The 25857-nt window shown below is 71.8% G+C and carries 29 protein-coding genes; 14 read left to right on the top strand and 15 right to left on the bottom strand.

Features of this window, described 5'->3' with window-relative positions:
• Positions 1-101: 101 nt before the first annotated feature.
• On the top strand, positions 102-602 hold the full coding sequence (locus tag IPQ09_09260) for a cupin domain-containing protein (protein ID MBL0194388.1): 501 nt from the start codon (positions 102-104) through the stop codon (positions 600-602).
• On the opposite strand, the gene IPQ09_09255 is transcribed toward IPQ09_09260, so the two are convergent.
• The gene (locus tag IPQ09_09255) at positions 592-1563 is read right to left on the bottom strand and encodes a GNAT family N-acetyltransferase (protein MBL0194387.1); all 972 of its coding nucleotides are present in this window, start codon (positions 1561-1563) and stop codon (positions 592-594) included. The two genes, IPQ09_09260 and IPQ09_09255, sit on opposite strands and share 11 nt — an antisense overlap.
• Positions 1564-1638: 75 nt before the next feature.
• Here IPQ09_09255 and IPQ09_09250 point away from each other — a divergent pair, with 75 nt between their 5' ends.
• From IPQ09_09250 to IPQ09_09230, 5 genes are all read left to right on the top strand, one after another.
• On the top strand, positions 1639-2220 hold the full coding sequence (locus IPQ09_09250; protein MBL0194386.1) for a helix-turn-helix transcriptional regulator: 582 nt from the start codon (positions 1639-1641) through the stop codon (positions 2218-2220).
• 108 nt (positions 2221-2328) lie between these two features.
• Complete coding sequence (locus IPQ09_09245; GenBank protein ID MBL0194385.1) at positions 2329-3141, top strand: SDR family NAD(P)-dependent oxidoreductase; 813 nt, start codon at positions 2329-2331, stop codon at positions 3139-3141.
• Between the two features lie 10 nt (positions 3142-3151).
• A complete protein-coding gene (locus IPQ09_09240; GenBank protein ID MBL0194384.1) occupies positions 3152-3994 on the top strand; it encodes an aldo/keto reductase in 843 nt (280 codons plus the stop codon).
• A gap of 35 nt (positions 3995-4029) precedes the next feature.
• Positions 4030-4734, top strand: a complete 705-nt coding sequence (locus IPQ09_09235; protein MBL0194383.1) for a YebC/PmpR family DNA-binding transcriptional regulator — start codon at positions 4030-4032, stop codon at positions 4732-4734.
• A gap of 207 nt (positions 4735-4941) precedes the next feature.
• The gene (locus IPQ09_09230) at positions 4942-5187 is read left to right on the top strand and encodes a transposase (protein ID MBL0194382.1); all 246 of its coding nucleotides are present in this window, start codon (positions 4942-4944) and stop codon (positions 5185-5187) included.
• 859 nt (positions 5188-6046) lie between these two features.
• On the opposite strand, the gene IPQ09_09225 is transcribed toward IPQ09_09230, so the two are convergent.
• The 3 genes from IPQ09_09225 to IPQ09_09215 all read right to left on the bottom strand — a co-directional run bounded on the left by IPQ09_09225 (position 6047) and on the right by IPQ09_09215 (position 8643).
• The gene (locus tag IPQ09_09225; protein MBL0194381.1) at positions 6047-6637 is read right to left on the bottom strand and encodes a GTPase domain-containing protein; all 591 of its coding nucleotides are present in this window, start codon (positions 6635-6637) and stop codon (positions 6047-6049) included.
• Between the two features lie 18 nt (positions 6638-6655).
• Complete coding sequence (locus tag IPQ09_09220) at positions 6656-7138, bottom strand: roadblock/LC7 domain-containing protein (GenBank protein ID MBL0194380.1); 483 nt, start codon at positions 7136-7138, stop codon at positions 6656-6658.
• Positions 7139-7275: 137 nt separating this feature from the next.
• On the bottom strand, positions 7276-8643 hold the full coding sequence (locus IPQ09_09215; GenBank protein ID MBL0194379.1) for a M20/M25/M40 family metallo-hydrolase: 1368 nt from the start codon (positions 8641-8643) through the stop codon (positions 7276-7278).
• Positions 8644-8743: 100 nt separating this feature from the next.
• On the opposite strand from IPQ09_09215, the gene IPQ09_09210 reads away from it, so the two are divergent.
• Together IPQ09_09210 and IPQ09_09205 are read left to right on the top strand one after the other, a co-directional pair.
• Positions 8744-9715, top strand: a complete 972-nt coding sequence (locus IPQ09_09210) for a hypothetical protein (protein MBL0194378.1) — start codon at positions 8744-8746, stop codon at positions 9713-9715.
• A 240-nt stretch (positions 9716-9955) separates the two neighbouring features.
• Positions 9956-10510, top strand: coding sequence for a hypothetical protein (locus IPQ09_09205; GenBank protein MBL0194377.1), 555 nt, complete (start codon positions 9956-9958; stop codon positions 10508-10510).
• A 95-nt stretch (positions 10511-10605) separates the two neighbouring features.
• Here the strand turns inward: IPQ09_09205 and IPQ09_09200 are convergent, their stop codons facing one another.
• Together IPQ09_09200 and IPQ09_09195 are read right to left on the bottom strand one after the other, a co-directional pair.
• Positions 10606-11451: an alpha/beta hydrolase gene (locus IPQ09_09200; protein MBL0194376.1), complete on the bottom strand. Its 846-nt coding sequence runs from the start codon at positions 11449-11451 to the stop codon at positions 10606-10608.
• A 179-nt stretch (positions 11452-11630) separates the two neighbouring features.
• Positions 11631-12233, bottom strand: a complete 603-nt coding sequence (locus IPQ09_09195) for a TetR/AcrR family transcriptional regulator (GenBank protein MBL0194375.1) — start codon at positions 12231-12233, stop codon at positions 11631-11633.
• 217 nt (positions 12234-12450) lie between these two features.
• Between IPQ09_09195 and IPQ09_09190 the strand changes: the two genes are divergently transcribed.
• Positions 12451-13779 carry a hypothetical protein gene (locus IPQ09_09190; protein MBL0194374.1) on the top strand — a complete coding sequence of 443 codons (1329 nt, stop codon included), beginning with the start codon at positions 12451-12453 and terminating at the stop codon, positions 13777-13779.
• A gap of 283 nt (positions 13780-14062) precedes the next feature.
• Here IPQ09_09190 and IPQ09_09185 read toward each other — a convergent pair whose 3' ends face one another.
• Complete coding sequence (locus IPQ09_09185) at positions 14063-15163, bottom strand: hypothetical protein (protein ID MBL0194373.1); 1101 nt, start codon at positions 15161-15163, stop codon at positions 14063-14065.
• A gap of 5 nt (positions 15164-15168) precedes the next feature.
• On the opposite strand from IPQ09_09185, the gene IPQ09_09180 reads away from it, so the two are divergent.
• The gene (locus tag IPQ09_09180; protein ID MBL0194372.1) at positions 15169-15477 is read left to right on the top strand and encodes a PilZ domain-containing protein; all 309 of its coding nucleotides are present in this window, start codon (positions 15169-15171) and stop codon (positions 15475-15477) included.
• 115 nt (positions 15478-15592) lie between these two features.
• Here IPQ09_09180 and IPQ09_09175 read toward each other — a convergent pair whose 3' ends face one another.
• From IPQ09_09175 to IPQ09_09160, 4 genes are all read right to left on the bottom strand, one after another.
• Positions 15593-16936 carry a hypothetical protein gene (locus IPQ09_09175; protein ID MBL0194371.1) on the bottom strand — a complete coding sequence of 448 codons (1344 nt, stop codon included), beginning with the start codon at positions 16934-16936 and terminating at the stop codon, positions 15593-15595.
• A gap of 61 nt (positions 16937-16997) precedes the next feature.
• Positions 16998-17777 carry an RNA polymerase sigma factor gene (locus IPQ09_09170; protein MBL0194370.1) on the bottom strand — a complete coding sequence of 260 codons (780 nt, stop codon included), beginning with the start codon at positions 17775-17777 and terminating at the stop codon, positions 16998-17000.
• A gap of 346 nt (positions 17778-18123) precedes the next feature.
• Positions 18124-18453, bottom strand: coding sequence for a hypothetical protein (locus IPQ09_09165; GenBank protein MBL0194369.1), 330 nt, complete (start codon positions 18451-18453; stop codon positions 18124-18126).
• A 158-nt stretch (positions 18454-18611) separates the two neighbouring features.
• Complete coding sequence (locus IPQ09_09160) at positions 18612-19163, bottom strand: hypothetical protein (GenBank protein MBL0194368.1); 552 nt, start codon at positions 19161-19163, stop codon at positions 18612-18614.
• 209 nt (positions 19164-19372) lie between these two features.
• Here IPQ09_09160 and IPQ09_09155 point away from each other — a divergent pair, with 209 nt between their 5' ends.
• The 3 genes from IPQ09_09155 (at position 19373) to IPQ09_09145 (ending at position 22221) form a co-directional block, all read left to right on the top strand.
• Positions 19373-20557: a thiolase family protein gene (locus tag IPQ09_09155; protein ID MBL0194367.1), complete on the top strand. Its 1185-nt coding sequence runs from the start codon at positions 19373-19375 to the stop codon at positions 20555-20557.
• A 44-nt stretch (positions 20558-20601) separates the two neighbouring features.
• Positions 20602-21459 (top strand): MBL fold metallo-hydrolase, encoded by an 858-nt coding sequence (locus IPQ09_09150; protein ID MBL0194366.1) that lies wholly within the window; start codon positions 20602-20604, stop codon positions 21457-21459.
• A gap of 120 nt (positions 21460-21579) precedes the next feature.
• Positions 21580-22221: a hypothetical protein gene (locus tag IPQ09_09145; protein ID MBL0194365.1), complete on the top strand. Its 642-nt coding sequence runs from the start codon at positions 21580-21582 to the stop codon at positions 22219-22221.
• A 33-nt stretch (positions 22222-22254) separates the two neighbouring features.
• Here the strand turns inward: IPQ09_09145 and IPQ09_09140 are convergent, their stop codons facing one another.
• The gene (locus IPQ09_09140) at positions 22255-22755 is read right to left on the bottom strand and encodes an SRPBCC domain-containing protein (GenBank protein ID MBL0194364.1); all 501 of its coding nucleotides are present in this window, start codon (positions 22753-22755) and stop codon (positions 22255-22257) included.
• Between the two features lie 139 nt (positions 22756-22894).
• Here IPQ09_09140 and IPQ09_09135 point away from each other — a divergent pair, with 139 nt between their 5' ends.
• Positions 22895-24358, top strand: coding sequence for a hypothetical protein (locus IPQ09_09135; protein ID MBL0194363.1), 1464 nt, complete (start codon positions 22895-22897; stop codon positions 24356-24358).
• A gap of 105 nt (positions 24359-24463) precedes the next feature.
• Here the strand turns inward: IPQ09_09135 and IPQ09_09130 are convergent, their stop codons facing one another.
• From IPQ09_09130 to IPQ09_09120, 3 genes are all read right to left on the bottom strand, one after another.
• Complete coding sequence (locus IPQ09_09130; GenBank protein MBL0194362.1) at positions 24464-24835, bottom strand: hypothetical protein; 372 nt, start codon at positions 24833-24835, stop codon at positions 24464-24466.
• Positions 24832-25386 carry a molybdenum cofactor guanylyltransferase gene (locus IPQ09_09125; GenBank protein MBL0194361.1) on the bottom strand — a complete coding sequence of 185 codons (555 nt, stop codon included), beginning with the start codon at positions 25384-25386 and terminating at the stop codon, positions 24832-24834. The genes IPQ09_09130 and IPQ09_09125 overlap by 4 nt, the downstream gene beginning before the upstream one ends.
• A 95-nt stretch (positions 25387-25481) precedes the next feature.
• Positions 25482-25778 carry a hypothetical protein gene (locus IPQ09_09120; GenBank protein ID MBL0194360.1) on the bottom strand — a complete coding sequence of 99 codons (297 nt, stop codon included), beginning with the start codon at positions 25776-25778 and terminating at the stop codon, positions 25482-25484.
• Between the last annotated feature and the right edge of the window lie 79 nt (positions 25779-25857).

Here is a 25857-nt window from a genome sequence, read left to right as displayed (position 1 = left end):
CTAGGCGTGGGAGCGCTGCCGCTCCCCGGCCGCCTCGCGCTGCGCGTCGGCCCGCCCGCCGTGGCGTGACGCACGCCTGCGATTCCGTGTACTCTTCACGTATGCTCCCCGCCCACCTGCTCGTCTCCGAGCTCGAGCTCGCGCCGCACCCCGAGGGTGGCTTCTACCGCGAGGTCTACCGCGCGACCGAGGGCGTCGCGCAGGGCGCGCTCCCTGGCCGCTTCCCCGCCGCTCGCAGCTTCTCGACCGCGATCTACTTCATGGTGCCGCACGGCACGTTCTCGTCGCTCCACACCATCGCGAGCGACGAGTGCTGGCACCACTACGACGGCGGCGCCCTCCGCGTCGTCACGATCGACGCGGCCGGTGAGCGTCGGGATCTGCTGCTCGGCAAGGACTACGCGCGCGGCGAGCGGCCCTTCCACGTGGTGCCGCACGGGCGCGTGTTCGGCAGCTACCCCGAGGGCGACGCGCCCTACGCCCTCGTGGGCTGCACGGTGTCGCCGGGCTTCGAGTTCGCCGACTTCGTGATGGACGACCGCGCGGCCCTCCTCGCGCGGTTCCCTCAGCACGCCGACATCATCGGGAAGCTCACCCGCTGAGATCGCCGCCGCGCGCGGCGACCCCGGCCGCTTCGAAGGCCGCGAGGGCCTCCCGCTCTCCGGGCAGGTCCTCGTGTACGATGCGCGTCACGCGGCTCCCCGAGGGCCCGAGGGTCAGGTGCTGGTGGGACGTATGGCGGTGCTCGCGCCCGCCGAGCCCGAGCACGTCGACGAAGCGCACGAGCGCGCCGACCTCGGTGTCCTCGACCGCGCTCGCGTAGGTCACGTGGTCGAACCTGCGCCGCCCCGCCCGCGAGGCCGCCGCGTACGAGCGAAGGATCGCGTCGCGCCCGACGAGCGTCTCGCCGCGCACCTCGTACACACACTCGGGCGCCAAGAGCGGCCTCACGACCTCGAACGCGTCGGCGTCGAGCGCGGCGGCGAACCGCGCGGCGACACCCTTCGCGCTGCGGTCGGGCTCGCTCGGCGGGCGAGGCTGACGCGCGAGGCGATAGACCACGTGGCGCCGTAGCCTGTGGCCCGGCGCCACGCGCGGGTGGTCGAAGTCCGAGGCCTCGTCGCGTTCCATGCCGAGCGCCTCCATCACCCGCAGGGAGCGGCGGTTCATGGGGGTGGTGAAGGCCACGAGCTGCGCGGCGTCGAGCGTCTCGAACGCGAAGGTGATGGCCGCGCCGGCCGCCTCGCGCGCGTAGCCGCGGCCCCAGAAGGGCACGGCGAGCCGCCACGCGAGCTCTATCCCGGGGATGAACCCGGGCACAGAGAGGCCCACGAGCCCCGCGAACGGCGTGACCTCGGGCACGACCACGGCCCACACGCCGAACCCTCGTTCTGTCATGCCCGCCTGGATCCTCCCGAGCAGGGCATCGCTCTCCGTCCGCGTGAGCGTCGCCGGGAAGTGTTCCATCACCGCCGGGTCGGAGCACATGGAGAAGAAGGCGTCGGCGTCGCCGGCGTCGGGGGGCCGGAGGACGAGGCGCGGGGTCTGGAGCTCGGGGGCCATCGCCTGAGGCTACCCCCGGATCACCGACCCGGGCCGCCTTGACAGGACTGACTGGAGAACTATATCAGTCACTCGTTGGACGCCGCCAAGAAAGACTGCATTCTGCTCCAGGCCGCCCGCGCTTTCTCGCGCTTCGGGTTCAAGAAGGCGTCCATCGACGACATCGCGCGCGAGGCAGGCGTGGGCAAGGGCACCGTCTACCTCGCCGCCGACTCGAAGGAGGACCTCTTCTACCAGGTGCTCCACCGCGAGGTCCGCGCGTGGCAGTCGGAGTGCGCGCGCACCATCGACCCCCGGGTGCCCGCCGACCAGCTCCTGGGTACGCTCCTCACCACGGCGATGCAGCACGTCGAGCGGCACCCGCTGGTGCTCGATTTGCTGCTCGGCGAGACCCTGCGCGCCCTGCCCGACTGGTCCGAGCGCCTCGAAGGCCTCCGCGAGGTCGGTCGCGCGAACGTGGTCGAGGTGCTCCGCATCGGCGTCCGCCAGGAGCTCTTTCGGGCCGACCTCGAGATCGACACCGTCGCCAGCCTCCTCCAAGACTTCCAGCTCGCCGCCTACCGCGGCCTCGAGGGGAGCCCTTCGCGCGCCCGGGAGGTCGAGGCGCGCGTCCGCGTCGGGCTCGACCTCGTCCTCCACGGCCTCTGCGCGCGCTAAGCCCGTCTTCTTCGCGCCGCGCACTTCGACTTCATCATGCGTCGCGCTGACCAAAAAACCAAAACAGTCACAACGCTCGAACCACGCACCTCCACCTCGGAGCCTCACATGCACATCGCCATCACTGGAGCCTCGTCTGGCATCGGAGCCTCTCTCGCCCGCGAGCTCGCGAAGCACGGCCACTCCCTCACGCTCGTCGCGCGGCGGGAGGACCGCCTCCGCGCCCTCGCCGCCGAGCTGGCCCAGGCCACGCCTGCGGGGAGCGCAGGCGCGCGCGTGCACGTGGCGCCGTGGGATCTCTCGGACGCGAAGAACGCCGCGGGGTGGCTCCCCGCCGCGGAGGAGGCGCTCGGACCTGTCGACGTGCTCGTGAACAACGCGGGCGTGCAGATCGTGGCGCCTACCGCCACGGTCGATCCCGACGAGGCCGACGCGCTCCTGGCCGTCGATCTCCTCGTGCCCCTGCGCCTCACGCGGGCCGTGCTGCCCGCGATGTTGGCCCGCGGGAGCGGCACGATCGTCGACGTTGCGTCGATGGCCGCCCTCGCGCCCACCCCGGGGATGACCCACTACAACGCGGCCAAGGCTGGCCTCGCCGCCGCCTCGGAGTCGCTGCGCGGCGAGCTGCGCGGCACGGGCGTGCACGTGGTCACCGTGTACCCCGGCATCATCGCCTCCACCGAGATGGCGCAGGCGGCGATGAACAAGTTCGAGGAGTCGAAGCTGCTCTCGGCGTTCCCCACGGGCACCGAGGCCGAGCTCTCGCGCCTCGTTCGGCTGGCGATCGAGCGCAAGACCGCCCGCGTGATCTACCCGCGCTCGGGCGCGCTCAGCCGGTGGTTCCCCGGGACCACGCGCTGGGTCATGGACCGGTTCACTCCGGCCCTGAAGGCGCTCCCCGCCTCGGATCGGGCCTCGTGAGGAGCACGCCATGACCTTCGAACGAGTGCCCTTCGGGGCGGGCGGGCCGCTCGTGAGCCGCGTGGCGATCGCCTCGAGCTACGGCGTCGGCGGTGAAGATCTCGAGCGCGCGTACGAGCGCGGGGTGAACTTCTTCTTCTGGGGGCTGCGGCGGCGCCGGTCGTTCGGCGCGGGCCTGCGGCGCCTCGCGGCGCGCGACCGCGGCTCGGTCGTGCTCGCCATCCAGAGCTACACGCGCCTCGGCTTCCTCATGCGGCCCTCAGTCCTGCTGGCGCTGCGCGCGCTCCGCACCGACTACGTCGACGTGCTCAGCCTCGGCTGGTGGAACGAGCTGCCGCCGCGCCGCATCCTCGACGCCGCCTTGGCGCTGCGCGAGCGCGGAATGGTCAAGCAGATTGTCATCTCGTCGCACGAGCGCACGCTCCTGCCGCGCATGGCGCAGCTCGACGGGGTCGACGGGGTGATGGTGCGCTACAACGCCGCGCACCCCGGCGCCGAGCGCGAGGTCTTCCCGAACCTCGACGCGTCGCCCGGCGTGCTCGCGTTCACCGCGACGCGGTGGGGCTCGCTGCTCAACCCGCGGCTCGTCCCGCCGGGCGAGCGCGTCCCCAGCGCGAGCGACTGCTACCGGTTCGCGCTCACGAGCCCCCACGTGCACGCCACGCTGGCGGGCCCGAAGGACGGCCGCGAGCTCGACGCCGCGCTCGACGCGCTCGACCGCGGCCCGCTCGACCCCGAAGAGCTCGCGTGGATGCGGCGGGTCGGCCTCGCGGTGCGCGACGACACGAAGGCGCACGCGGCCATGGGCATGATCGACCGCGCGCGCGCGAGGCTCTTCGGCGCGACCGCTTAGCGCGGCGGCTCCCTCGATGTGCTAGACGGCGCTCCGTGGGCGCACAGTGGAAGCAGAAGCATCGCGAGGCAGCCGCCAACGCGAAGGGGAAGATCTTCACCAAGCTGGCGAAGGAGATCGCCATCGCCGCGCGCGGCGGCGCCGATCCCGCGGCGAACGCGAGCCTGCGCATGGCGGTGGAGGCCGCGCGTAAGCAGTCGATGACCCGCGACACCATCGAGCGCGCCATCAAGAAGGGCGCCGGGCTCCTCGACGGAGCGGCCGTCTACGAGAGCGTCACGTACGAGGGGTTCGCCCCACACCAGGTGCCGGTCATCGTCGAGTGCCTGACCGACAACAAAAATCGAACGTCGGCGAACGTGCGGATGTTGTTCAAGAAAGGCCAGCTGGCGGCCTCGGGCGCCGTCTCGTGGGACTTCGCGCGCGTGGGCCACGTCGAGGCCACAGCGCCCGCCGGCGCCGACCCGGAGGAGGCCGCGCTCGAGGCCGGCGCGGACGATCTCGAGCCCGCCGAAGACGGCGCGACGAGCTTCTACACGAGCCCGGCCGAGGTCGACGCCGTGGCGAAGGCCCTCGCCGAGCGGGGCTTCTCCGTCGCCAAGTTCTCCCTCGTGTGGCGGCCGAAGAACCCGGTGAGCGCCGCCACGCTCGACGACGCCGCGCGCGCCGAGGTCGAGGCGTTCCTCGCGGCGCTCGACGACGACGACGACGTGCAGAACCTGTTTGTGGGGCTCGCGTAGCGGGCTGGGGGCGCGGGGGTGCGGTGCGGGGGGAGGTGCGCGCGGTGCGCGGGGACGGGTGGGGGAGCGCGCGGTGCCACCCGCGTGGGTGGGGCCCTCGTCCGCGGGAGGGCCCCTTGTATCTCGGTCCGGAGCTATCTTTGAAGCGTTGGAGGGCAGACCTCGGCAGTCCGCTGGCCCCTTGGTCTGAACCGCGACAGTGGGACGATGCGCGGCAAGCGCACCATCTGGGGAGGCCGCGCCAGTGTGAGAGCCGTCCTCTACATGACCGCGACTGTGGCGGCGCAGCACAACCCCACGATCAAGGCCTTCTACGCTCGCCTCCTCGCCGTAGGAAAGCCGAAGAAGGTCGCCCTCACCGCCTGCATGCACAAGGTGCTCATCATGGTGAACGCGATCCTTCGAACGGGTCGCGGTTGGCAGCCGGGCCTCGCGCTCGCCCACGCCCCCTGAGGGCTGCGACGAAGGAACGAACGCAGGTTCCCTCTCGCCCTCGGGCTCGGGCGGCGGGGTCCCGGGTCCGCCCGCAGGGCACCCCGACGACGAGCAAGCAAGCCGCCTACGCGCCGCCCCGCGCGAAGTCGCCCGTCGGCGCGGTAGCCGTCCCACGCCCCAAATCGCCCCCCGAAAAAAATCGTTCACCCCCGGCAGAAAGACAGTTGCTCCGCAACTCGGCGTCGTTCCGCGCGATGAGCGGGGCGTGATCGCGGTCCGGGGCTGGGTGGTCCGTGTGGCCGCGCGAGAACGACGACCTCGGACAGGCGGATCCTCCCACCCGCGGCCGAGGGCCCCACCCACGCTCGGTGCTCCCGCGCGAGAGGGAGAGGGAGAGGGAGAGGGAGAGGGAGACGGAGAGGGAGAGGGGTGAGGGACTGGGGAGAGGGGGAGGGGAGACGAAAACAGGGCGCCCGCCGGAGAGCGAGCACCCTGAAGTTCGACGCGGCGCCTTTGGCGGCGCGGAAGGCTACTCGCCCTGGTAGATGCGCGCGCGACGCCCGCGATCCTTCGCCTTCAGCTTGGCGCGAAAGCGCTTCGTCTTGGTGCGGTTGGTCTTACGGGGCTTCTTCGAGAGGACGAGATACATGGCAGGCTCCAAGGAGGAGAGGAAAGGGGGAGCAGGGAATAGACCAACCGCGCTGCCCGCGCAAGCGCCGCGGTGATCGGCTACTTCTTCTTCCGCGAGAACAGCACGGAGGCCAGCGCGACGACGGCGCCCGCGGCGATGAGCAGCATGAGGCCCAGCAGCGCGAAAATGACGGGGCCACCTACGGTCTGCATGAGGGTCTCGCCGCGCGCCGCGTGGGCGGAGGGCTCAGGTGCCGCCCTTGCGCAGCTCGGTGAGGACGAGCTTCGCGACGGCTTTCAGCGTGTCGAACACGCCCACGCCGGTGCGCGCCACGGCCTCGAAATCCGGCACGTTGGTGGGGTTGATGAGCTCGCGGAGCTCCTCCACGGTGCCGACGTTGGGGAGGTCGCGTTTGTTGTATTGTACAACATACGGGAGCTTATCGAGCGAGTAGCCCTGCTCGGCGAGGTTGGTGCGAAGGTTCTCGACCGACTCGAGGTTCGCCTCCGTGCGCTCGATCTGCGAGTCGGCGACGAAGATCACGCCGTCGACCCCCTTCAAGATGAGCTTCCGCGAGGCGTCGTAGAAGACCTGCCCGGGCACCGTGTAGAGGTGGAAGCGCGTCTTGAACCCGCGGATTTCGCCCAGCGAAAGCGGCAGGAAGTCGAAGAAGAGCGTGCGCTCCGTCTCCGTCGCGAGGCTTATCATCTTGCCCTTCGCGTCGGGGTTGGTGCGCTCGTAGATGTACTGGAGGTTCGTGGTCTTTCCGCACAGGCCCGGGCCGTAGTAGACCAACTTGCAGTTGATCTCGCGCGCCATGTAGTTGATGAAGCTCATTGGTCCTCTCCTCCGCGATCAGTCGTTGAAGAGGTTGTCGATGTCTTCGTCGGTGATCTCCGCGAAGGGCGAGTCTGCCCCGGGCTCCGCCACCTTCTTGAGGAGCGCTTCGAAGATGTGGTTGAGCTCCTCGCTCGCCTTCTTCACGCGGAGACGCACGAGCCCGAGGCTCGACCGCGAGTCGAAGATGACCACCAGGATCACCCGGTTGCCCACGAGCTGGATGTGGATGTTGGCCTTCTCCCCCTCGTGAAACTGAGTGGCGAACTCGTTCTCCTTCAGGAGCTTGGCCATGCCGCCGGTCGCCGCGATGTTGCCCGCCGTGAGCGAGGCGAGGCTCGTGGTGTCGAGGTTGTCGACGTCGCCGCTCGCCGCGATGAGCTGCCCGTTCTTGTCGACGATGAAGACGACCTTGGCGTTCGCGTCCTTGACCAGACGGTCCACGACCGCTTGGATCTGATTGAACTCCTCCTCGTACATCACCATCTGGGGATTAGCCATCCGAGTCCTCCGCGGGCACGCGCACGCGCATATGACCTCGAGCCGGTTCGTGTTCCCGCCGTGGGAGAGCCCGAAACGCACCCGCTGAAACGTGAGGCTTCGGTTTTATCGGGTTCCCACCAGCACGGCAAGACACGTCAGCGGCGAGGCGCGCAGAAGTCGCGGACGGTCTCGTAGAGCACCTCGAGACCCCACGCGAGGCCGTCCACCGGCACGCGCTCGTCGTGGCCGTGGTACATCTTCTGGAAGCTGATCTCGTGCGTGGGGTCGAATTTTACGGGCGCGAACCCGTAGCAATGGGTGCCCAATCGGGCGTAGGCCTTCGCGTCGGTGAACCCCACCACCATGTAGGGAAGTGGCTCACCTAGCGGGTCATGCTTCCGGAGCATGCGCTCGAGGTGGCCGTAAAGCGGCGTCGTCGGATCGGTCTCCACGGCGGGGAGCGATCGGAGCACCTCGACCTCGGCGTCGGGCCCGAGCAGCTCGCGGAGCTCTGCCAGGAAGGCGAGCTCGGACTGGCCTGGCAGCGTGCGACCGTCGATCTCCACGCTCGCGCGGCCCGGGATCACGTTCACCTTGTGGCCGGCGCGCACCACCGTGGGCGACGCGGTGCTGGAGAGCATCGCGCCGAAGCTCCGCCGCTGGTCGGGATCCTTCACGAGGTAGTCGAGGATGAGCCCGGCGATCTGGGGTGTGGTGAGGCGCTTCAGCGCCTGGCTCTGCGGGAACGGCAGCGACGCGGCGAGCCGCGTGACGAAGTCGGTCACGACGGGCACGGGGTGCATGGGCAGGCGCGTGCGCCCAAGCCTCGCGATGGCCTCGGCGAGCCGCACGACCGCGCTGTTCGGGTCCGGCATGGAGCCGTGGCCCGGAGCGCCCGTGTACGTGGCGCGCAGCCACACGGCGCCCTTCTCCGCGACCTGCACGGGGTAGAAGACCTTGCCGAGCAGGTTCAGCGAGAACGCGCCCACCTCGCCGAGCATGTACTCTGCACGTACTTCGTCGGGGTGGTCGTCCACGAGGTACGTGCTGCCGAGGCCGCACCCCGCCTCCTCGTCGGCGACGGCGGCGAAGATGACGTCGCGCTCGAGCGGCACGCCCTCTTCCTTCAGCCGCGCGAGCACGCAGGCGCTCATCGCCGCCATGTGCTTCATGTCGATGGCCCCGCGACCCCAGAGGTACCCGTCGTGGATCTCTCCGCCGAAGGGCGGGTGAGTCCAGCGGGCGGCGTCGGCCTCGACGACGTCGGTGTGGGCGTTGAGGAGCAGCGGCGGCTTCGCGCCCGAGCCGCGGAGCCTCACCACCAGGTTGTCGCGGTTCTTCACCTTCGCGAACGTCTTGGGCTCGAGCCCGGCGTCGCGCGCGAAGTCCGCGAGGCGCGAGGCGCAGAGGTGCTCGTGACCGTCGTCCTCCCCGCCCGTGCCGCGGTTCACGGTGGGCTGCCGGATGAGGTCCTGGAGGAGCCGTACGCAGGTGTCGCCGGAGCTCGACGCGAGCTTGGTCATGCCCCATCTTCGCCCATCGGGCGGCCGGTCGCCACGCTCGCGCGCGCTGGCGGGCGCGTCCAAGGCGCGCGACGCGACGGCCGAGTGCTAGAGGTGCGGCGTGAACGCTCCCTCGCGCGACGACGCCCACGACCCCACGCCCCACGCGCCCTCGCCGGCCGCGGTCGCGGCGTTCTCCCAGCGCGCCCTCGACGACGCCTCGGCCTCGCCTCGCCTCCTGGTGGCGTGGCCCGCGCGCGAGGCCCTGCTCCTCGGCGCGTTTCAGCCCGCGCCTCCACCGATGCAGCGTGAAGATCTGGGGCCGCTCGCGAGCGTGCCACGCTTCCGTCGCGCATCGGGCGGCGCGTCGGCCCGCCTCGGCCCCGGCGTCCTCTACGTAGGGCTCTCGCTCCCGCACCCGGGCGCGCTCATGCCGGCGACGTGCGACCAGCTGCTGAACCGCGCGGTACGCCCGATCCTCCGCGCGCTGACCCGCGTGGCCGTGCCCACCCATTACTTCGGGCGCGACTGGCTCTCCGCCGACAAGCGCCCGGTCGGCCTCGTCGCGTTCGGGCATGACGCGGGCACGCGACGCACCGTCGTCGAGGCCTTCGTGTCCCTCGCGTCGAGCGCCCTCCCGGACGCCGCGCGCCTCTCCTACGGTGGGCGCGCCCCCGCGACCTTCGCCGAGCTTCGCGGTGACCGTGGCGCCGTCGATCCCGCGCGCGTCGAGGCCGCGCTCGCGGAGGCGTTCGGGCTGCCCGTGGAGCGGCTCCCGGCCGCCGACGCGCCGCCCGTCGTGGAGACTGCGCCGTCGCCGTTGGCGCGCGTCGAGGAGGCCATTGGACCCGTTTTCTCTTGGAGAGACGAGAGGTTGCGCGTGCGACTCGGTGGCGAGCTCATGGCCTCGCGCGATCGCGTCGCGTGGCTCGAGGCCCGCGTGAGCGAGGGGCCGGACGTCGACGACGCGACGCTCGGCGCGTGGATCGACGAGGCCTTTCGTCCGTCCGCGCCGTCCGTGGCGCTCTTCGGGGTGCGGAGCCTCGTGTCGATCCGGGACGCGCTGCGGGCTGCGCTCGCGTCGTCGGGCTAGAGCGCGCCCTTCAGTCGTCCCCAAGGTGACCTCGACCGGTTGCCCTGCGCCGCGCGGTGATGGCGGTCGCGGCGAAGGCAGCGAAGAGCGGGACGATCGGCAGCAGCGAGCGAAGGGCGCAGCCTGGGGCGCACCGCAGCCTCGCGAGCGCGCCGGCGACCGCGCTCGGCGGCGTTCTCAGCGGCCGGAGAACGCTGTACGTAGAGGGGGGCGCGCCGTCGCGTCGAGAAGGAGCTTCACGTGCAGCATCCGCAAGGCCACGGTCAGCCGGTTCAACCAAAGAAGGGGATGAGCGGGTGCCTGATCGCCGTGATGGTGCTCGCGGCGCTCGTGGTCGTCGGCGTGATCCTCGTGGCGATCGGCGCGTGGCGCGTGATGTCGTCACCCGAGGGCAAGAAGATCGCGCGGGTCATCGGGGAGGGGTCGAAGATGGCCGAAGAGGCGCGCACGGCGCCCGGCACGAAGGAGCTCCGCAAGGCCGGCTGCCAGGAGGCGATGGTGTTCGACCCCGCCCGTATGGGCGATCTCATCCGCGAGATCGCCGACGCGGGGCCGCCGAAGGGCGATCCCTCGAAGGAGCCCCGCATGATCGTGTGCCAGGTCGGCCCGCTCGGCACCCCACCCACCTGCGACAGGCTCGCGGCCACGTACGTGGGGGCGGCGCAGCCAACCACGCCGTTCCACGTCACCGTGCAGACGCAGGGCGGTTCGAAGCCGAGGTGCGCGCAGGCCTACACGGCGACCGGCGCGCGAGCCGCCACGCCGAGCGCCGGCGACGAGCCCGACGAGCCGTAGCGAGGCGGCTCCCGCGTCGATTCCCGGGAACCTTTCGCGGCGCGCCGTCCGCTTGACCGTTCAATCGCGCCGGCGCCTGACACGCCGTCGGGCGCTCAGTGCAGACCGTCCCAGCGGCGCTCGCGGTGGAAGAGCTCTCCCTCGAGCTCGGCCTGCGGCCCCTCTGGCGCTCGCCCGGAGAGGAAGGCCACGACCTCGTCGGCGAGGCGCGGGCTGCGGAGGATCCGGCGGTGCCCGAGACCTCGCGTCTCCACGAGCCGGCCGCCCCAGGCGGAGGCCACCTCGCGACCGAGCTCCACGGGCACCTCGCGGTCGGTGGCGTCGTGGACGACGAGCAGGTCGACGGCGCCGAGAGGCCGCAGCACGCGCGCGTCGATGGTCTCGACGGGCACGCCGAGGCGCTCCACGAGGCCACGCCGGAACGCGCGCTCCACGCGCTCGGGCAGGCCGACGCGCCTCGCGAATCCGTCGGCCCAAGGCGCCGCGGCGAGAGGTGGCGCGACGAACACGGCCTTCCGAGCCAGGTCGGCGCGGGCGAGCGCGACCATCGTGGCCGCCGCGCCCAGAGAGTGCGCGACGATCGCCTCGACGTCCGGCGTCTGCGTCGCGACGAGCGTGAGGGCGCGCGCGAGCTCGATGACCGACGCGGTGCGACCCGGGGCGTCGCCGTGGCCCGGCGCGTCGAACGCGACGACCGAGCGCCCCCCGGCGACGAGCGTGTCGACCACCGCGCCGAGCTGGCTGCCACGACCCTCCCAGCCGTGCACGAGCACCACGCTCGGCCCTGCGCCCCAGGTCCAGGTCGGCAGCGAGCCCTCCGGCGCGCGCACGGCGCCCCGCCGCCCACTCGCGAGGACGGCGGCCTCCCACGCGGGCCGCCGCCGGCGCGCCGGCGAGAAGAACCTCGCTGCCGCCCAGGAGCCCACGAGTTTGGGTGCCATGGCGTCGCCGAGCGCAAGCAGTTCTCGAGCGATCAGAGTCCGACCGTTCGTTCTATTTTGCAGGTGTGGATGGGTCGACATGGGGCTCCTCCAAGAGGGGGGCTAGGGATTGGGGCTAGAGACGTGGGACGCGGGGCCGACCGTGGCAGCCGCAAGGCTGGCTACGACGAGGCGTGCGGTCAGCTGCGGGGCCTGGCACGTGCGTCGCACATCAAGCGCTCGAAGGCGGTGCGGGCGCGCGACTCGGCGCGAGGGTCGCGCATGAGGCGCTCGAGCTGGTGGAAGCCCTGCGCCATGGCGTACATCTCGAAGGCGAGCTGCTCGACGTCGAGGTCGCGGCGGAAGTGCCCCTCCTCCACCGCGATGCGCGCCGCGTTCGCGAGCACGTCGAGCCAGTCGCGCTGTGACGCCACCAGGCGATCGCGCGCGTGGCCGGGGCGGTCGTCGAGCTCGACGGCCGCCGCGAGGAAGATGCACCCGCCCGGCTGGAAGGGTTGACGTGCCCAGAGCAGCCAACGCTCGAAGAGCGCGCGGAACCGCGGCTCGCCCCGGGGCTCCTTCAAGGCGGGGGCCATCACGAATTCGACGAAGCGGTCGACGGCCTCGGCAAGGACGGCGAGCTGGAGCTCGTCCTTCGAGCCGAAGTGGGCGAAGAGCCCGCTCTTCGACATGTTGGCGCGCCCGGCCAGGCCGCCGATGCTGAGGCCCTCGAGCCCGCGCTCGCTCGCGTCGGCGAGGGCCATCTCGAGGATCGTCGCTCGGGTCTTTTCCCCTTTGCCCACCCCCCATTAATAGAACGATCGTTCGCACTGTCAAGGCCCGACCGAGACGTGAGCGACCGCGTCGCCGGTGACGCGGGCACGCGGGCGCTCCGGCGGTCCGCGCGACGGCGGCGACGCGGCCGAACCAAGAAACCTGCGCAAACCTGGGCGCTGCGCGGCGAGGGCGGTGGCACGCAGCGTGCGAAAGGAGGGTCGACCCCTCACCCAAAGGAACCCGATGCGCCCCTTCAAGCTTGCTCCCCATCGCTCAACGTCCGTCGCGGGAACCTCGCACGCCCCGCGCGTCTCGCGAGTCTGGTCGCTCGCGCCGCTCGCCGCGCTCACCCTCGCGTCGGCGTGTTCGATTCGCGTCGGCGGAGAGGTGGAGGAGAGCGGCGCGGCGCAGGGCGTTGGGAAGAGCGGCGGGCTCTCGTACGCGGCCCCGCCGAGGCCACGCCCTCCCGCGCTCACGACCCACTGCAGCCCGGCGCCTGCGCTGTTCGCGCAGGCCGCGGTGTGCGTGTGCGGCGCGATGTCGCACGCCGGCAAGCTCACGACCATCGCCCGACCCGGCGAGACCGCGGATGTCGGCGTCGTCGGTCGCCTCTCGTTCGCGTCCGGCACCCGCATCGACGGCAGCCTGCGCTCGGGGGCGGACGTGTCCTTCGCCGGCGACCTCGACGTGCGAGATCACGCGCTCGCCGGGGGCGATCTGTCGGGCGCGGGCGATCTCACGGTCGGCGCGGACCTCGCCGTCGGTGGGCGGCTCTCGGGCGCGGGCTCCCTCCGCGTAGGCGGCACGCTCCGCACTCCCGAGCCCACGTCGTTCGCCGGGCGCCAGGTCGCCGGAGCCCGCGGCGCGTACGTCGATCCGGGGGCGCCGCCGTGCGCGTGCGATCCCGGCGCTCTCTACGACGTGGCCGGCGCGGTGCGAGCCGCCCGCGGCGCGAACGACAACGCGCGCGCGGGGCTCGGCACCGACGCGCGCATCGTGGCGAAGGGCGCGCCACTCACGCTGCGCGACGGCCGCTACTACTTCTCAGGTGCGGGCGAGCTGCGCGGCACGAGCTTGCGGATCGAAGGCGCGGTGCAGCTCTACCTGGAGGGCGACCTGACCACGATCGGCGAGGGCCAGATCGTGCTCGGCGCGGGGGCGACGCTGGACATGTTCGTGGACGGTACGCTGACGACGGTCGGGCGGGCGTCGTTCGGCGATCCCACGCGGCCCGAGGCGCTCCGCCTCTACGTGGGCGGCAAGAACGCGAAGCTCACGCTCGCCGGAAGGGAGGCGTTCCATGGGCTCGTGTACGCGCCCGAGGCCGAGGTGTCCTTTGCGGGCAACGCGACGATCGACGGCGCGCTCTTCGCGCGCCAACTCTCCTACGCGGGCAGCCTCACGGTGCGCGGGGCGAGGGTCTCGACCCAGCCCGCCGCGTGCGAAGAGCGAGCCCCCGCCGACCCCACCGCGGTGCCCGCGCCGGCGCCTGCACCCGCGCCCGCGCCCGCGCCCGCGCCTCCGTCCACGTCCACGTCCACGCCGCCGTGCGACCCCCCCGAGGGCTCGTGAGCCACCGCCCGTCCAGGCTTGAACGGCTGGACCGCGTAACTGGCGGAGCCCGCGCGGCCCTGGACGCCCTTCAAGGTCGGGTGGACGACGGCCTCTCGCTCGGAGGAGACGAGGCGACCCTTTCTAGAGCGCCGAACCGCTTGATGACCGAGGATTTTCGCCGAGTTGCGAGCCGTGCGGGGCGCGACGACGAGTCCTACTGCTGCTAGGCGAGGAGGAGCAACGAAGTACGGCGACGTAAATCGGCGAAAGGCCGACCGAATCAAGCGGTTCGGCGCTCTAGCTAGGGCGACGAGTCGGCCACGATCGCCGCCTTGAGGTGGTTCTGCGCGCGCAGCGCGAGGGGGCCGGTCGGGTGCTCGCGCAGCCAGTCACGGAAGGCCTCCGCCGAGGCCGCGTATTTCCGCTGGCGATAGAGGCCAATCCCCAGCGCGAAGCTCGTGGGGTAGTCGGGGTCGAGCGTGCCAAGCTTGCGCACCTTTTCGAGTCGCCACTCTTCCGTGGCCGCGATCTCCGCGAGCCTCGCCTCCTCGCAGGCGGCCGCGGGGGAGCTCGCGGCGTGCGCGGCGGCCCACGCCGCGGCGAGGCCGGTGCGGCGCGCGTCGGACGGGTGCGGGTGAAGGATGTAAAATGCATGCACCGCGCGCTGCTCGTCGAGTGAGAGGTCGAGGGTCGCGTCCGCTGTGAGGTTGAGCGTCGCGCCCCACATGAGCTTGTAGAGGGCGGCGCGTACGGCGGCGTCGGGAAGTACGGTGCGCTCCTTGATCCAACCGACCGCGCGCAGGCGCGACACGAACGTTCCGCCGAGAGCGATGAGCTCGTCGCCCTCGACCCCAGTCGCCTCGAAGTCGGCGACCGCCCGAAGGAACAGGGTCACCTGCGCGGCGCGGAGCAGCTTGAGCTCGGCCGGCGAGCGCTCGAGCACGGCGGCGATCGCGTGGTTCAGCGCCGCCCGGCCCGCGATCATGGCGCTCTCGTCGGCCGAGCTGGCTTGAAGGTTGTTGAAGGCCCGGAGCTTCGTCCCCAGCACACGGGTGTCGTCGGAGAGGCCCCGCTCGGCCAAGCGCGCGTAGTCCGCGTCCCGCTCGGCCGTGGCCTCGAGGGCGCGGACGTCCACGCGCGGCAGGGGGAGCTCCTGAGGCGGCACGGCGCGAGGAAAAAGCAGCGCCGCGAGCGTGAGCATCACGACCACGGGCACGAGCGCGAGCGCGCGCCCACCCGTCGCCGAAGGGCGCCCCGTCGCGTCGGTGGATTTCGCCGCCGAGAGGGCAGCCACCACGGCCGGAGGGAGCGGCGCCGCGTCGCGCGCCTTCGGCCCGCGGGAAGATGTCCCTCTCTCTCTCTTTCGCTCCTCGGCCTCCACGGCGCAAATGGTAGCATCCACGAACCGTGGCAGAACACCGTCAATTCGGGCGCTCGAACATCGATGTGCCGCTCACGTTCATGGTGAGAGGCAAGCCCGAGCTGCACGAAGGTCGCGGTCGAGACCTGAGCATCGGCGGCATGTTCATCGAGACCTCGACGCCGGCGCCGTTCAACAGCGACCTCGACATCATGGTGGTGCTGCCCGGCGCCGCGGAGACGTCCACTCTACCCGCGCGCGTCCGCTGGGAGCGCGACGGTGGGATGGGCGTCCAGTTCGGCCTGCTCGGCGCTCGAGAGACCCACCTCATCGCCAAGCTCGCTCGCCCGAAGTGAGTCGCATGCGGGCGACCGGCTGGCCAGAGTGCCAAAGATCTCGAACGGCGAACGAGCGTCGCTCGAGGCGAAACCCGCCGTGGTCCAGGGGCGCGACCCGCTGTGGCCCGGCGCTCTAGAACTCGAACTTCACCGGGACGATGAGGGTGCGTGGCCCCTCGATGCGTCGCGCGAAGATCGCGCCGGACGCGCACTCCTGGATCGCCGGGGCGAGCGGCGGCGTGAAGCGGGTCCCGGCGACCGTGCCGTCAGCGCGCACCTCGATCGACAGTTCGCTGTCGATCGAGACCCGCACCGCGCCAGGGACCGCCGCCTGGGCCACACAACGCTTGAGGTCCACCTGGATCGCCGCGAGGGCGCGCCCTTCGGTGAGGGCGACCGGAGCCGGGACGCCGGGGCCGGCAGGCCGGGGCGGGCCGGGTCTCGTGGTGGTGGCGTCGGGGATGGCGCTGGCGTCGGGGCCGAGGTCGACAGGCGTGGACGGGCTCGTGGGCCCCGCCGGGGGCTGGCCGGCCGCGACGAGATCGAGCGTCCACGCGGGGCGCACCTCACGCGTGACCTGCGCGGCCGAGGGCGCGGACCCAGCCTCGAGCTCGAGGTGCGCCGGGGCGCGCAGCTCGAGGCCCGTGGTGCGGCTCGGGCCCGCTGCGCCCACCACGACGACCCCCTCCGAGAGATCGATCGTCACGTGGTCGCCCTTCCGAGCCACACGCAGGTGGGTGCCGTGAACGGCGACGCGCGTCGTGCCGGCGCCACCGGTGACGTCGACGGCGAACGCCTCGCCGTCGCGCTCGGGGGTCACGTCGGCCTCGAGCGCGCCGCGCTCGAGCGCGACGACGAGGGACGTCGCCGTGGCCTTCGTGAGGACCGCCTTCGCGCTCCCCTCGCCGGCAGGATCGAGCGCCCAGATCGCCCGCCTCGGGGTGACGATCGCCGAGCCCACGCCCGGGACCTCGAACGCCAGAGGGCCGCCGGTGACCTCGACCGGATCGCCCTGAAAGAAGCTATCGCCGCCGCCAGGGAGCGGGGTCGACAGGGCTGCGCCGCGCGGGCCGCCCTTCACGACGCTCGCGAGCGTGGGCACAGGCTCGGAGGGCGGTAACGGATCGGCCGGACGAATGAGGAAGATCGCGCCAGCCGCGAGCGCGAGGCTCGACGCCACGCCGACGACGAGCTGCGTGCGCCTCGAGCGGCGCGCGAGGGCCCGCTCGGTGGCGAGGCGCAGGACCAAGCGCTCCTCCATCGCTGCCCACGCCGCGTCGTCGGGCTCGACGGGGAGGAAGGCGCCCTTCGCCTCCTCGGTGAGCGCCGTGAGGGCGGCGAACGGCGCCGGACCGTCGAGGGCGTCGAGCTCGTCGGGCGCGAGCGACTCGTCCTCCTCTTCCACGTCCGCGACCGGCGTCGCCGGCGGGTCCACTGCGGTCGGAGGGTCGGTCGTGGTGGGGTCTTTGGTCTTCATACCGTGCTCCGCTCGGTCGCGTGGCATCGACACGCTGCTCGCCGGCTGCTCGCTCGCACGTTCATGAGTCCTCCTCTGCCGAGGCACGCGAGAACCCCCCGTCGAGCCCTTTCAAGGAGGGCTCGTCCTGCCACATCGCCTCGAGCTCGCGACGCGCATAGAAGAGGCGCGTCCGCACGGTCAGGACCGGCGCGCCGACAATCTCCGCGATCTCGGCCGGGGCCTTCCCTTCGAGCTCGTGCAGCACGAAGACGATTCGCTTCTTGTCGGCCAGCCGGTCGAGCAGGCGGCCGAAGGCCCGCATCCGCTCGTGACGGGCCGCGGCCTCATCGGGGAGCACCTGCTTCGCGTCGTGCGCGAGGTCGTCAGGCGCCTCCTCCGCATAGGTCGGGCGGCTCCGCGCAGCGCGGCGGTGCATCAGCACGACGTTCACCGTGACCCGGTGCAACCATGTCGAGAACTTCGACTGGCCGCGGAAGTCACGCAGGCTGCGGTACACCTGGATGAACACCTCCTGGACGATGTCGTCCAGGTCGGGCCGCGCGCCCACCATTCGAAACACGAGGCGCTGCACGTCGACGCGGTGCCGCGCGAAGAGCACGCGGAACGCGGCGGCGTCACCGTTCGCCGCGCGCTGGAGGCTCGCGGCCTCGTCGTCGCTCAACCGTCCACCCGCCCCAACCGAGCCTTCGGACCAGGGCACCACGACGGCGAGCCAGCGGCGCGCACGCGGGCTCTCGAGGAGCCGCGGCGGCGCACCCCGGACGCGACGCGGAAAGCGCGTCGCGACGCGTCGGGTCCCCTCGGCGGGGGCGGGCGCGAACTGAAGGGCCTGGACCATTCCCTGGGTAGGGTGCGGAGCGGTCGAGAGGCATTCAGCATGCGGGGCTCCGTGGGGTCCTGGCGGGAAACGGGTACGTCACCCCTCGTCGCGCCGCAGGCGCTTGCGGTTCGCGAGGTCGTGCAGGTCGAATACGACCACAAAAACAACGAGCAGCAACGCAAAGACGGCCATACGTGCAACCTGCACCCAACGCGCCCGGGTGGCCCAATTTGCGGCGAAGAAATTTCCTTCGACGCCGTAGGCCTACGGACTTGTAAGCGTTGGGCCAGCGTTGGCCTCGAGCGCCCTGGCCGCGCGAGGCTCCGTCCTATCGCTAGGAGGGGCCTCGCGCCCGTCGCGAGTCCTAGAACAGCGTCTTCAACTCGACCTTCTCGGTCTTCTTCTGCTCGAGCAGGGCGTTGACGGCGCGGAGGATGCGCTGCTTCTGCGGGCCGGTGAGGGGCTTGCCAGCGAGCGCAGCGGCCATCGCGCGGGGCGTCACGGGGCGGCCGGAGCGCGGCTTCGGGAAGGTCTTCTTCTCCGAGGGGGTGTCGCCCTGCTTCGCGCGCCACTTCTCGAGGCGGATGAGGCGGTCTTCGGGCCGGAGCGACTCGATCGTGTGCGACGCCGACAGAATGCGCGCCTGGTTGAGCTTCTTCTCGGTGATGAACGCGGCGAACTTGGACTCGGACATGGGATTCCTCGGAATGACGGCAGGGGACCCGCCAGCGGTGCGCGCTGCGCCGTGCGCGGTGAGTGGATGGGAAGCGACGCGCGAACGAGCGAACGAGCGAACGAACGAAGCCGCGTTTCCTAGCCCACGGGACCGGGGCCGCGCAAGTCGCGCGCGGCTCAACCGTCGCTCGGGGAGTCGGCCGCCGCATCCACCTCGCCGTCACCGCCCGAGTCCGCGGCGGCCGCGTCGCCGGGTCCGGCCTCACATTCGATGGCTCTCGTCGCAAAACGACCGCCGAAACAGGTGGAGATCGCGGGGGGCACCTGTGCGTCTGCGCAGGTGGGATCGCCATATGCGCACACCCCTCCATCGACGAAGCAGGGGCCGCAGGGGCTGCCCTCGGGCGGAGGCGAGGTGGGGCACAGGCTCGCGCGCGGGCTCGTGGCCCGCACGAACGCGCCGCGGGTGCACCGGGCGAAAGCGCCGCAGGGCCCGTAGGCGCATGTGGTCCCTTCGGGCAGCGCGCACCACACGCCCACCTCGGGGAGGGCCTCGGGGCAAACCGCCGGGGCGGCGCGGGCCGCGTCGTCCGCTGCGCCCGCCTCGCGGTCTGCGGAGCCACCCCCCGCGGTGCCGCAGTGGGCCGTCGCCAGCCCCGCCGCAAGCGACGCGACGAGCACGATCGCCACGGCGACGCGCGGGGGCAGTGGACCGGGGGTTGTCGGCACGGCGCGTCGACTCTACCAGGCTCTCTCGCCCGAGGAAGCCACCCTTCGGCGGTGCGCCGCGCGGAGTGCGCCGCGGGCCGACGCGGGGTATAACGGCGCCCGTCGGGTCACGCAGCGCCTGCCGTCGCGCGTCTCGTCTCGCTCGCCACCGCGACGGTCACGTCACGACCGCGCCGCCTTCGCGCCCCGCGCGCCTCCGAGGAGTTGTCATGCCCAGCTTGCCCCCCGTCTACATCGTCTCTGCGACCCGCACCCCGATCGGAGCGTTCCAGGGCGCCCTCTCCTCGGTGTCTGCCCCGAAGCTGGGCGCCGCCGCCATCCAGGGCGCCCTCGCGCAGGCGAAGGTCGACGCCGGCCTCATCGGCGAAGTGTTCATGGGCAACGTGCTCTCCGCCGGGTTGGGGCAAGCGCCCGCGCGTCAGGCGCTGATCTACGGGGGCCTCCCGAACAGCGTGCCCGCCACGACCGTCAGCAAGGTGTGCGGCTCCGGGCTCCAGGCCGTGGTGCTCGGCACCAAGACGCTGGCGGTCGGCGACGCCGAGCTCGTGGTCGTCGGCGGCATGGAGTCGATGTCCAACGTGCCGTATTACCTCGACAAAGCGCGCAGCGGTTACCGCATGGGGAACGGCACGCTGGTCGACGGCATGATCTTCGACGGCCTCTGGGACCCGTACGGCAACGTGCACATGGGCAACTGTGGCGACCTGTGCGCGAAGGAGTTCAACTACACGCGCGAGGCGCAGGACGAGTACGCCCGCGAGAGCTTCCGCAAGGCGCTCGCCGCCCAGAAAGAGGGCCTCTTCGACGCGGAGATCACGCCGGTCTCCGTGCCGCAGAAGAAGGGCGACGCGCTCGTCGTGAAGACTGACGAAGGCCCCGGCAAGGGCGATCCGTCCAAGTTCGCGTCGCTCCGCGCGGCCTTCTCGAAGGACGGGACGATCACCGCGGCGAACGCGTCGTCCATCAACGACGGCGCGAGCGCCCTCGTGCTCGCGAGCGAGGAGGCCGTGAAGAAGCACGGCCTCACCCCGCTCGCCCGCATCGTCGGGTACGCCGGCGCGGCCCAGGCGCCCGAGTGGTTCACGACGGCGCCCGCGAAGGCCATGGACAACGCGGCGGCGAAGCTCGGCCTCAAGCTCGCCGACATCGACCTGTTCGAGATCAACGAGGCCTTCGCCGTCGTCTCGATGGTGTGCGCCGATCAGTGCAAGATCGACCGCGAGCGCGTGAACGTGCGCGGCGGGGCCGTGGCCCTCGGTCACCCGATCGGCGCGAGCGGCGCGCGCATCCTCACCACCCTGGTCCACAGCATGATCCAGCGCGACAAGAAGCGCGGCCTCGCGACCCTCTGTATCGGCGGCGGCGAAGCGCTCGCCGTCGTCGTCGAGCGCTGAGAGGCAGGCGCGCGAGGCGAGGGAGAACGGGAGAGGCAGCCGCCATGCTCGGACCCACGGACGTCGCTCCCGGCGTCGCGCGCGTGGCGGCGCGCACGCCCACGCTCCCGCCCGCGACCCACACGAACAGCTACGCGCTGGGTACGCGCGAGGTGCTCTTGGTCGAGCCCGCGACGCCCGACGACGACGAGCTCGCCGAGTGGCTCGCCTGGGCGCGCGGTCTCGTCAGCGCAGGCCGGACGCTCGTGGGGCTCCTCGCGACTCACCACCACGTCGACCACGTCGGGGGCCTCGACGTGCTGGCGCGGGAGCTCGGCCTCGCCCTCTTCGTGCACGCCGACACCGCAGCCCGCGTCGCCTTCCGCGGGCCCGTGCGCACCCTCGACGACGGCGACGTGCTCACGTTGGAGGGGCCTCACCGGATGACGCTGCGGGTGCTCCACACTCCCGGGCACGCGCCGGGGCACCTGTGCCTGTTCGACGAAGCCAGCGGGACCCTCGTCGTGGGCGACATGGTGGCGAGCGAGGGGACCATCCTGATCGCGCCCGCCTCCGGGGGCGGGGACATGGCCGCCTACCTGTGCCAGCTGAGGCGCCTCGGCGCCCTCGACGCGGCGACCGCGTTGCCCGCCCACGGCGACCCGATCCACGGGCCGCGCGCCCACTTCGAGCGGTACGTGGCCCACCGGCTCGCGCGGGAGGAGCGCGTGCGCCAGGCGACGCGCGCCGCGGGAGACACCCTCGACGCGCTGGTTCGAGTCGCGTACGGCGACACACCCGCCGCGCTCCACCCGATCGCGAAGCTCAGCCTGGAGGCGCACCTCGAGAAGCTCGTGGCGGAGGGTCACGTGAAGCGCGATGGCGACGTCTTCTTCTCCGCGGGGAGCACCGGCGGGAAATAGTTACCTACCTTGTGATCCATTTCCCGCGATGCCCCCACGTTCCAAACAGGGGCAAGCGAACATGCAAGCGAGCCTCCGGCGAGCGGCGTGCCTATGCCACGCGACCGAAGGGAGTAAGGCATGAACCCCCACGCGGAGGTCGAAATGGGCGCGGCACACAACGTCAGCGAGGAGTCGGGTGTCTATCGAGCGGTCGCCGCGCCGCGCGCGGGCGAGAGCCTCGAGCACAGGCGCCTGGCGGCGGGCGGGAGGCTGCCTGTCGACGAGGTGCTGCGGATCGCGGACGTGCTGCTCTTTCACGTCGAGCGCGCGCACGCTGCGGGCGTGCGGCTCGGTCACGTGAACACGGAGAGCGTCGACCTGCTGGACGATGGCGGCCTCTCGGTCGCGGGCGCGGGGTACTCCCACGCCGATTTGCCGGCGCCTCACAGCCTGCGCGGCGGTCGCGTCTCGGACGAGGTCGCGCGCGAGCAGGACGACGTGTTCGTCGTGGGCGCCTTGCTCTACGTTCTGCTCACGGGCGAGGAGCCGCGGCTCGGCCCGCACGGCCCGGTCGGCGCGCGAGCGCTGTTCTCCTCGCCGGTCCCGTCGAAGGTCTCGCGCGCGGTGGCGAGGGCGCTGCACCCGCGGAGGTCCGTGCGATGGCGCGACGTGGCCGACCTCCGCGAGGCGCTCTTCGCGACCGAGGGGGCTCTCCCTACCCTGCCCGAGAGCCAGCGCGCGCCGGAGTGGCCCATCGTGCTCGTGCGACGCGTGAGCTGAGGGCTGGTTAACGTAGCTGACTCAACCCACTAACTAACTAGAGCCGCGGCCGAAGTGCGCGCGCATCAGCGAGAAGTAGTGCTCCTCCCAGCCTCGCCGGTATTTCGCGCCCTGACCGCGCGGAATGCCCGTGTGCACGAGGGTGAGCTCCGTGCCGATCGCGCTCGGCCGAAAGGACAGCTCGATTCGCGAGTCGGGGGCGGCCGCGGGGAACTCGCTCGTGCGCCAGGTCTGGACGATGCGGTCCGGACGCGCGACCTCGACGGTCGTCCCCTCGATGTAGCCGTCCCACGCCGTGTGCCGGCCGCCGACCCGCGCCTCGACGGTCGCTCCCGCCCCGGTGAACGCGGCGTGCCCTTCCCCGCTCATCCACGCGTCGAAGACGCGCACCGGCGGCGCCGCGAGCTCTGCCGTGAGTCGGAGCGCGACCCCCGGGGGTGCGGCGGGGGAGACCTTCTCTTTCGCCCGCGCGGGGCTCGCCTTGGGCGCCCTCGTCGCGCGGGTCGCCTTCGACGCCTTCTTCTTCGTTGCCATCTCGCCTCCTGTCCGTGCCTATCGGTCCCGCGTCTCACGCCTCGTCGGATCGCGGCTGCGCCCCACAGACTACGGAGCGAACCGCGGCGGGGGAAGCGTGGGCGCGGCTCCCGCGGGCGCGTTACACTTCGCCGCGCATATGACCGCCTACCGCGACTTTCAGGGCGTCTCGCTCGTCGACTACCTCCGCGACGCGCTCCTCGGCCTCGCCGACATCGAGCTGTTCCCGCAGCCGCCCCGCCTGGCAGAGGTGGCTGTGCGCGTGCGCTGGCCCGACAACGAGCTGCCGCTCTTCGTCCTCGACGACACGAACGGCGACGCCGAGCGCGGGTTCCTCGTCACCTCGGAGGCGCTCTACGTGCTGAGCGACGGTCGACGGTGCGCCCTCTCCGCCGTACAAGCCCCTCCGCAGCACCCCCAGGGCGAGACGCTGCCCGGCTTCCTGCCGACGGCGCATGGCCCGTTCGCGATCCCCCCGCTCGTCTCTTCCCACCGCCGGGTCTCGTTCCGGGACGCGATGTCCGCGATCGTCCGCTACAACCAGGGCGACCGCGAGCTCTCTCTCCAGTCGTTCGCGAAGGAGGGGGCGATAAGCCAGCTCGTGGTCAATTGCCTACTGCCCTATCGTCAGGTGCGCGGCGCCTACCGGCTCTCCGAGATCAAGCTCGCGGCCGCCCGGAGGACCTACCTGATGGGCCTCGATCACCTGGGCGGCGAGCGGCTGCTGGCGCTCGTGGACGGGGTCCTCGCGGACACCGGCGGCGAGACCGGGATGATCTTCACCGATCGCAGGCTGCTCGTGAACTCGGGTGTCCGCGCAGACCTGCCCTATGCCGCGATCTCACACGCCACGCACGCGAGCGGGATGATCTCGAGCGACCTGATCGTCACCGCCTGGGACAGGCCTCACACCGTCGCGCTCGGCCCCATGGTCGAGTCGCTGCAGGGGCTCCTCGGCTTCTTCCATGGCCTCGCGAGCATCCTGCCGCACTCCCGCTACCAGGAGCCCATGGCCGCCAACGTCGAGCCTCGCACGACGGTCACGGCGCGCAACGCCCTCCTCGCGGCGAGCCGCAAGCGCCTCGTCTCCGAAGACACCGCCTCGGACCTTCGAATACGCCTCGACCTCGTCGAGCAGACCCTCCGCTTCGGGCGCGGCGCGCGCGATGGCTGGTACGAGAGCCCGCTCGGGAAGGCCGATCTGCGCTACGCGCTCGGGGTGCTCTTCGGCGCTCCGCAGAACGGCGGCTCGGACGGGCGCATGGAGACCTTCGACTACGTGTTCCGGGGCCGCTCGCACGCGCACCTCCCTGGCGTCGGCGTCGCGTGGATGCTGATGCCCATGAGCGCGCCCTTCCAGATCTTGCGCGCCCACATCGTCGACTTTCCAGGCGGCACAGGCTTCGCGCTGAACGGCATGCGCGGCCAGACCTCGAGCCCTATCGCCTCGACGGTGATGCTCCTCAACTATCGCCTCGCCGAGATCGAGCGCGATGTCCTCTACCGGCGCATCCTCTTCGGTCCCGAAGTGGAGGCGGCGCGGCTCGCCGCCATCCCGGCGCACGCCGTGGGTCAGCGCGCAGCCGAGCTGGCAGCCGGCTGACGCTCGCCCCACGCGCGATCCACTGGGGTGGCGCCCCAGGCCACCCGCGCGGTGACAGCGATCCGTGGTCGCCAAAGGCGCCTCAGCGGCGCCCCACGCGCTAAGCTAGCAGGTCTCGTGTGGGTGAGGGTAGGTGTCGACGTCTTCGTCGCCCTCTCGCTTCGTGAGGCAGGTCCAGTCCTTCTCGACGAGGATCTTCAGCGCGCGGTCGCCGTCGAGCGGTTGCGTGCCTTCGAATCCGACCTGCTCGCTGCCGGCCCACTCGCGCAGGACCGACGGCGGCGCCTCCACGCGCACGTGGGCGCCCTCCAGCGTGGCCCGCACCTGCGACACGTCCGCGCGTGCGATCGAATAGCTGAGCGCCGCGCCTGCGCCGAACTCGACGCGATCGGTGATCTCACCGCCCTCGGCGAGTCGCGCGACCTCAGAGCGGGTCAGCCGCAGGCGCAGTGAGTTTCCACGGGTTCGTAGCTTCATGGGGGCGACTCCCTTCCAGCGTGCGTGTCGGCGTGCGTGTCGGCGGCGACGTCCGCCGGTGTATCCCAGTCGCGAAGCCTACCACGCTCTTCATCGGTCAACGACAGCTCGACCGTACTGGCGAGCGCCAGCAACCCCTGAAGATCGTGGCGCCCCTCGGCGAGCCGCGAGGTGAGCAGGGGGCGCAGGCTCGCCACGTCGTAGCGCGCGAAGAACGGCTCCCAGCGCCCGTCTCGCCGTGCGGCGACCGCCGGCGCCGGGCCGCGCGCGAGGAGCCGCGCGAGCAGCGCCTCGTCGACATACGGCATGTCGCAGGCCACGGCGACGGCGGCGGTGAACCCGCGCGCCTCCGCGTGCTCCAGCAGCGCGGAGAGGCCGCCGAGCGGTCCCACCCCCGCGGGGCTGTCGGCTAGCGTCGTCGCGGGGAGGTGCGCATATTCGGGTCGCGCGCCCACCAAGACGTAGGGCACACCGAGGCGCTCCAGCACGGCGAGCCATCGCTCCACGAGCGGGCGTCCACCGAGGGTGAGCAGCCCCTTGGGGGAGCCCATCCGCCGTGAAGCGCCGCCCACGAACACGCCCGCGATCGTCGCGCTCGCAGGCGGGGAAGAGGGCGGGAAAGAGGGCGGGGAAGAGGGCACGCGGGCTACTCCGCCTGTTGCGGGGCGCCTTTGAGAGAGAGCGTGCACGCGACCTTCGCGCAGGTCTCCTCGAGCTCGCGGCCGGAGAACAGCACGGCCATGTGCACGGCCGAAGCGTAGGCCCCTACCTCGTGGCAGGCGGCGAGGGCCACCTGGGCGATTTCCATGTCCACGTGGAGCTTGCCGAGCTCCACGCCTCGCCGGATCTTGGTCAGCGATACGGGCTCGGGCGCCTGCCGACCGTCCTTCGCTCGCACCCTCCAGACTCGCGCGTTCCACTCGTCTTCGGCTCGCTGCGCCATGGCATCAGGAGACCACCGCCGCGCGCGGCGGCACAAGGGACAAGCGGGCCTGCGGGCCGCCCGCGCGGGGCGGGATGAC

The organism is Myxococcales bacterium, from assembly GCA_016720545.1.
GTDB lineage: Bacteria > Myxococcota_A > Polyangia > Polyangiales > Polyangiaceae > JAAFHV01.
The sequence above is the reverse complement of the archived record's forward strand: the minus strand, read 5'-3'. Positions and strand labels throughout refer to the sequence as shown.

Coding starts and splice junctions, on each gene's coding strand:
- IPQ09_09260 (MBL0194388.1), top strand. CDS start 102: ATGCTCCCCGCCCACCTGCTCGTCTCCGAGCTCGAGCTCGCGCCGCAC.
- IPQ09_09230 (MBL0194382.1), top strand. CDS start 4,942: ATGCGCGGCAAGCGCACCATCTGGGGAGGCCGCGCCAGTGTGAGAGCC.
- IPQ09_09155 (MBL0194367.1), top strand. CDS start 19,373: ATGCCCAGCTTGCCCCCCGTCTACATCGTCTCTGCGACCCGCACCCCG.
- IPQ09_09165 (MBL0194369.1), bottom strand. CDS start 18,453: ATGTCCGAGTCCAAGTTCGCCGCGTTCATCACCGAGAAGAAGCTCAAC.
- IPQ09_09125 (MBL0194361.1), bottom strand. CDS start 25,386: ATGGGCTCCCCCAAGGGGCTGCTCACCCTCGGTGGACGCCCGCTCGTG.
- IPQ09_09200 (MBL0194376.1), bottom strand. CDS start 11,451: ATGGCACCCAAACTCGTGGGCTCCTGGGCGGCAGCGAGGTTCTTCTCG.
- IPQ09_09120 (MBL0194360.1), bottom strand. CDS start 25,778: ATGGCGCAGCGAGCCGAAGACGAGTGGAACGCGCGAGTCTGGAGGGTG.
- IPQ09_09140 (MBL0194364.1), bottom strand. CDS start 22,755: ATGGCAACGAAGAAGAAGGCGTCGAAGGCGACCCGCGCGACGAGGGCG.
- IPQ09_09215 (MBL0194379.1), bottom strand. CDS start 8,643: ATGACCAAGCTCGCGTCGAGCTCCGGCGACACCTGCGTACGGCTCCTC.
- IPQ09_09145 (MBL0194365.1), top strand. CDS start 21,580: ATGAACCCCCACGCGGAGGTCGAAATGGGCGCGGCACACAACGTCAGC.
- IPQ09_09255 (MBL0194387.1), bottom strand. CDS start 1,563: ATGGCCCCCGAGCTCCAGACCCCGCGCCTCGTCCTCCGGCCCCCCGAC.
- IPQ09_09220 (MBL0194380.1), bottom strand. CDS start 7,138: ATGGCTAATCCCCAGATGGTGATGTACGAGGAGGAGTTCAATCAGATC.
- IPQ09_09245 (MBL0194385.1), top strand. CDS start 2,329: ATGCACATCGCCATCACTGGAGCCTCGTCTGGCATCGGAGCCTCTCTC.
- IPQ09_09175 (MBL0194371.1), bottom strand. CDS start 16,936: ATGAAGACCAAAGACCCCACCACGACCGACCCTCCGACCGCAGTGGAC.
- IPQ09_09240 (MBL0194384.1), top strand. CDS start 3,152: ATGACCTTCGAACGAGTGCCCTTCGGGGCGGGCGGGCCGCTCGTGAGC.
- IPQ09_09225 (MBL0194381.1), bottom strand. CDS start 6,637: ATGAGCTTCATCAACTACATGGCGCGCGAGATCAACTGCAAGTTGGTC.
- IPQ09_09150 (MBL0194366.1), top strand. CDS start 20,602: ATGCTCGGACCCACGGACGTCGCTCCCGGCGTCGCGCGCGTGGCGGCG.
- IPQ09_09170 (MBL0194370.1), bottom strand. CDS start 17,777: ATGGTCCAGGCCCTTCAGTTCGCGCCCGCCCCCGCCGAGGGGACCCGA.
- IPQ09_09190 (MBL0194374.1), top strand. CDS start 12,451: ATGCGCCCCTTCAAGCTTGCTCCCCATCGCTCAACGTCCGTCGCGGGA.
- IPQ09_09135 (MBL0194363.1), top strand. CDS start 22,895: ATGACCGCCTACCGCGACTTTCAGGGCGTCTCGCTCGTCGACTACCTC.
- IPQ09_09130 (MBL0194362.1), bottom strand. CDS start 24,835: ATGAAGCTACGAACCCGTGGAAACTCACTGCGCCTGCGGCTGACCCGC.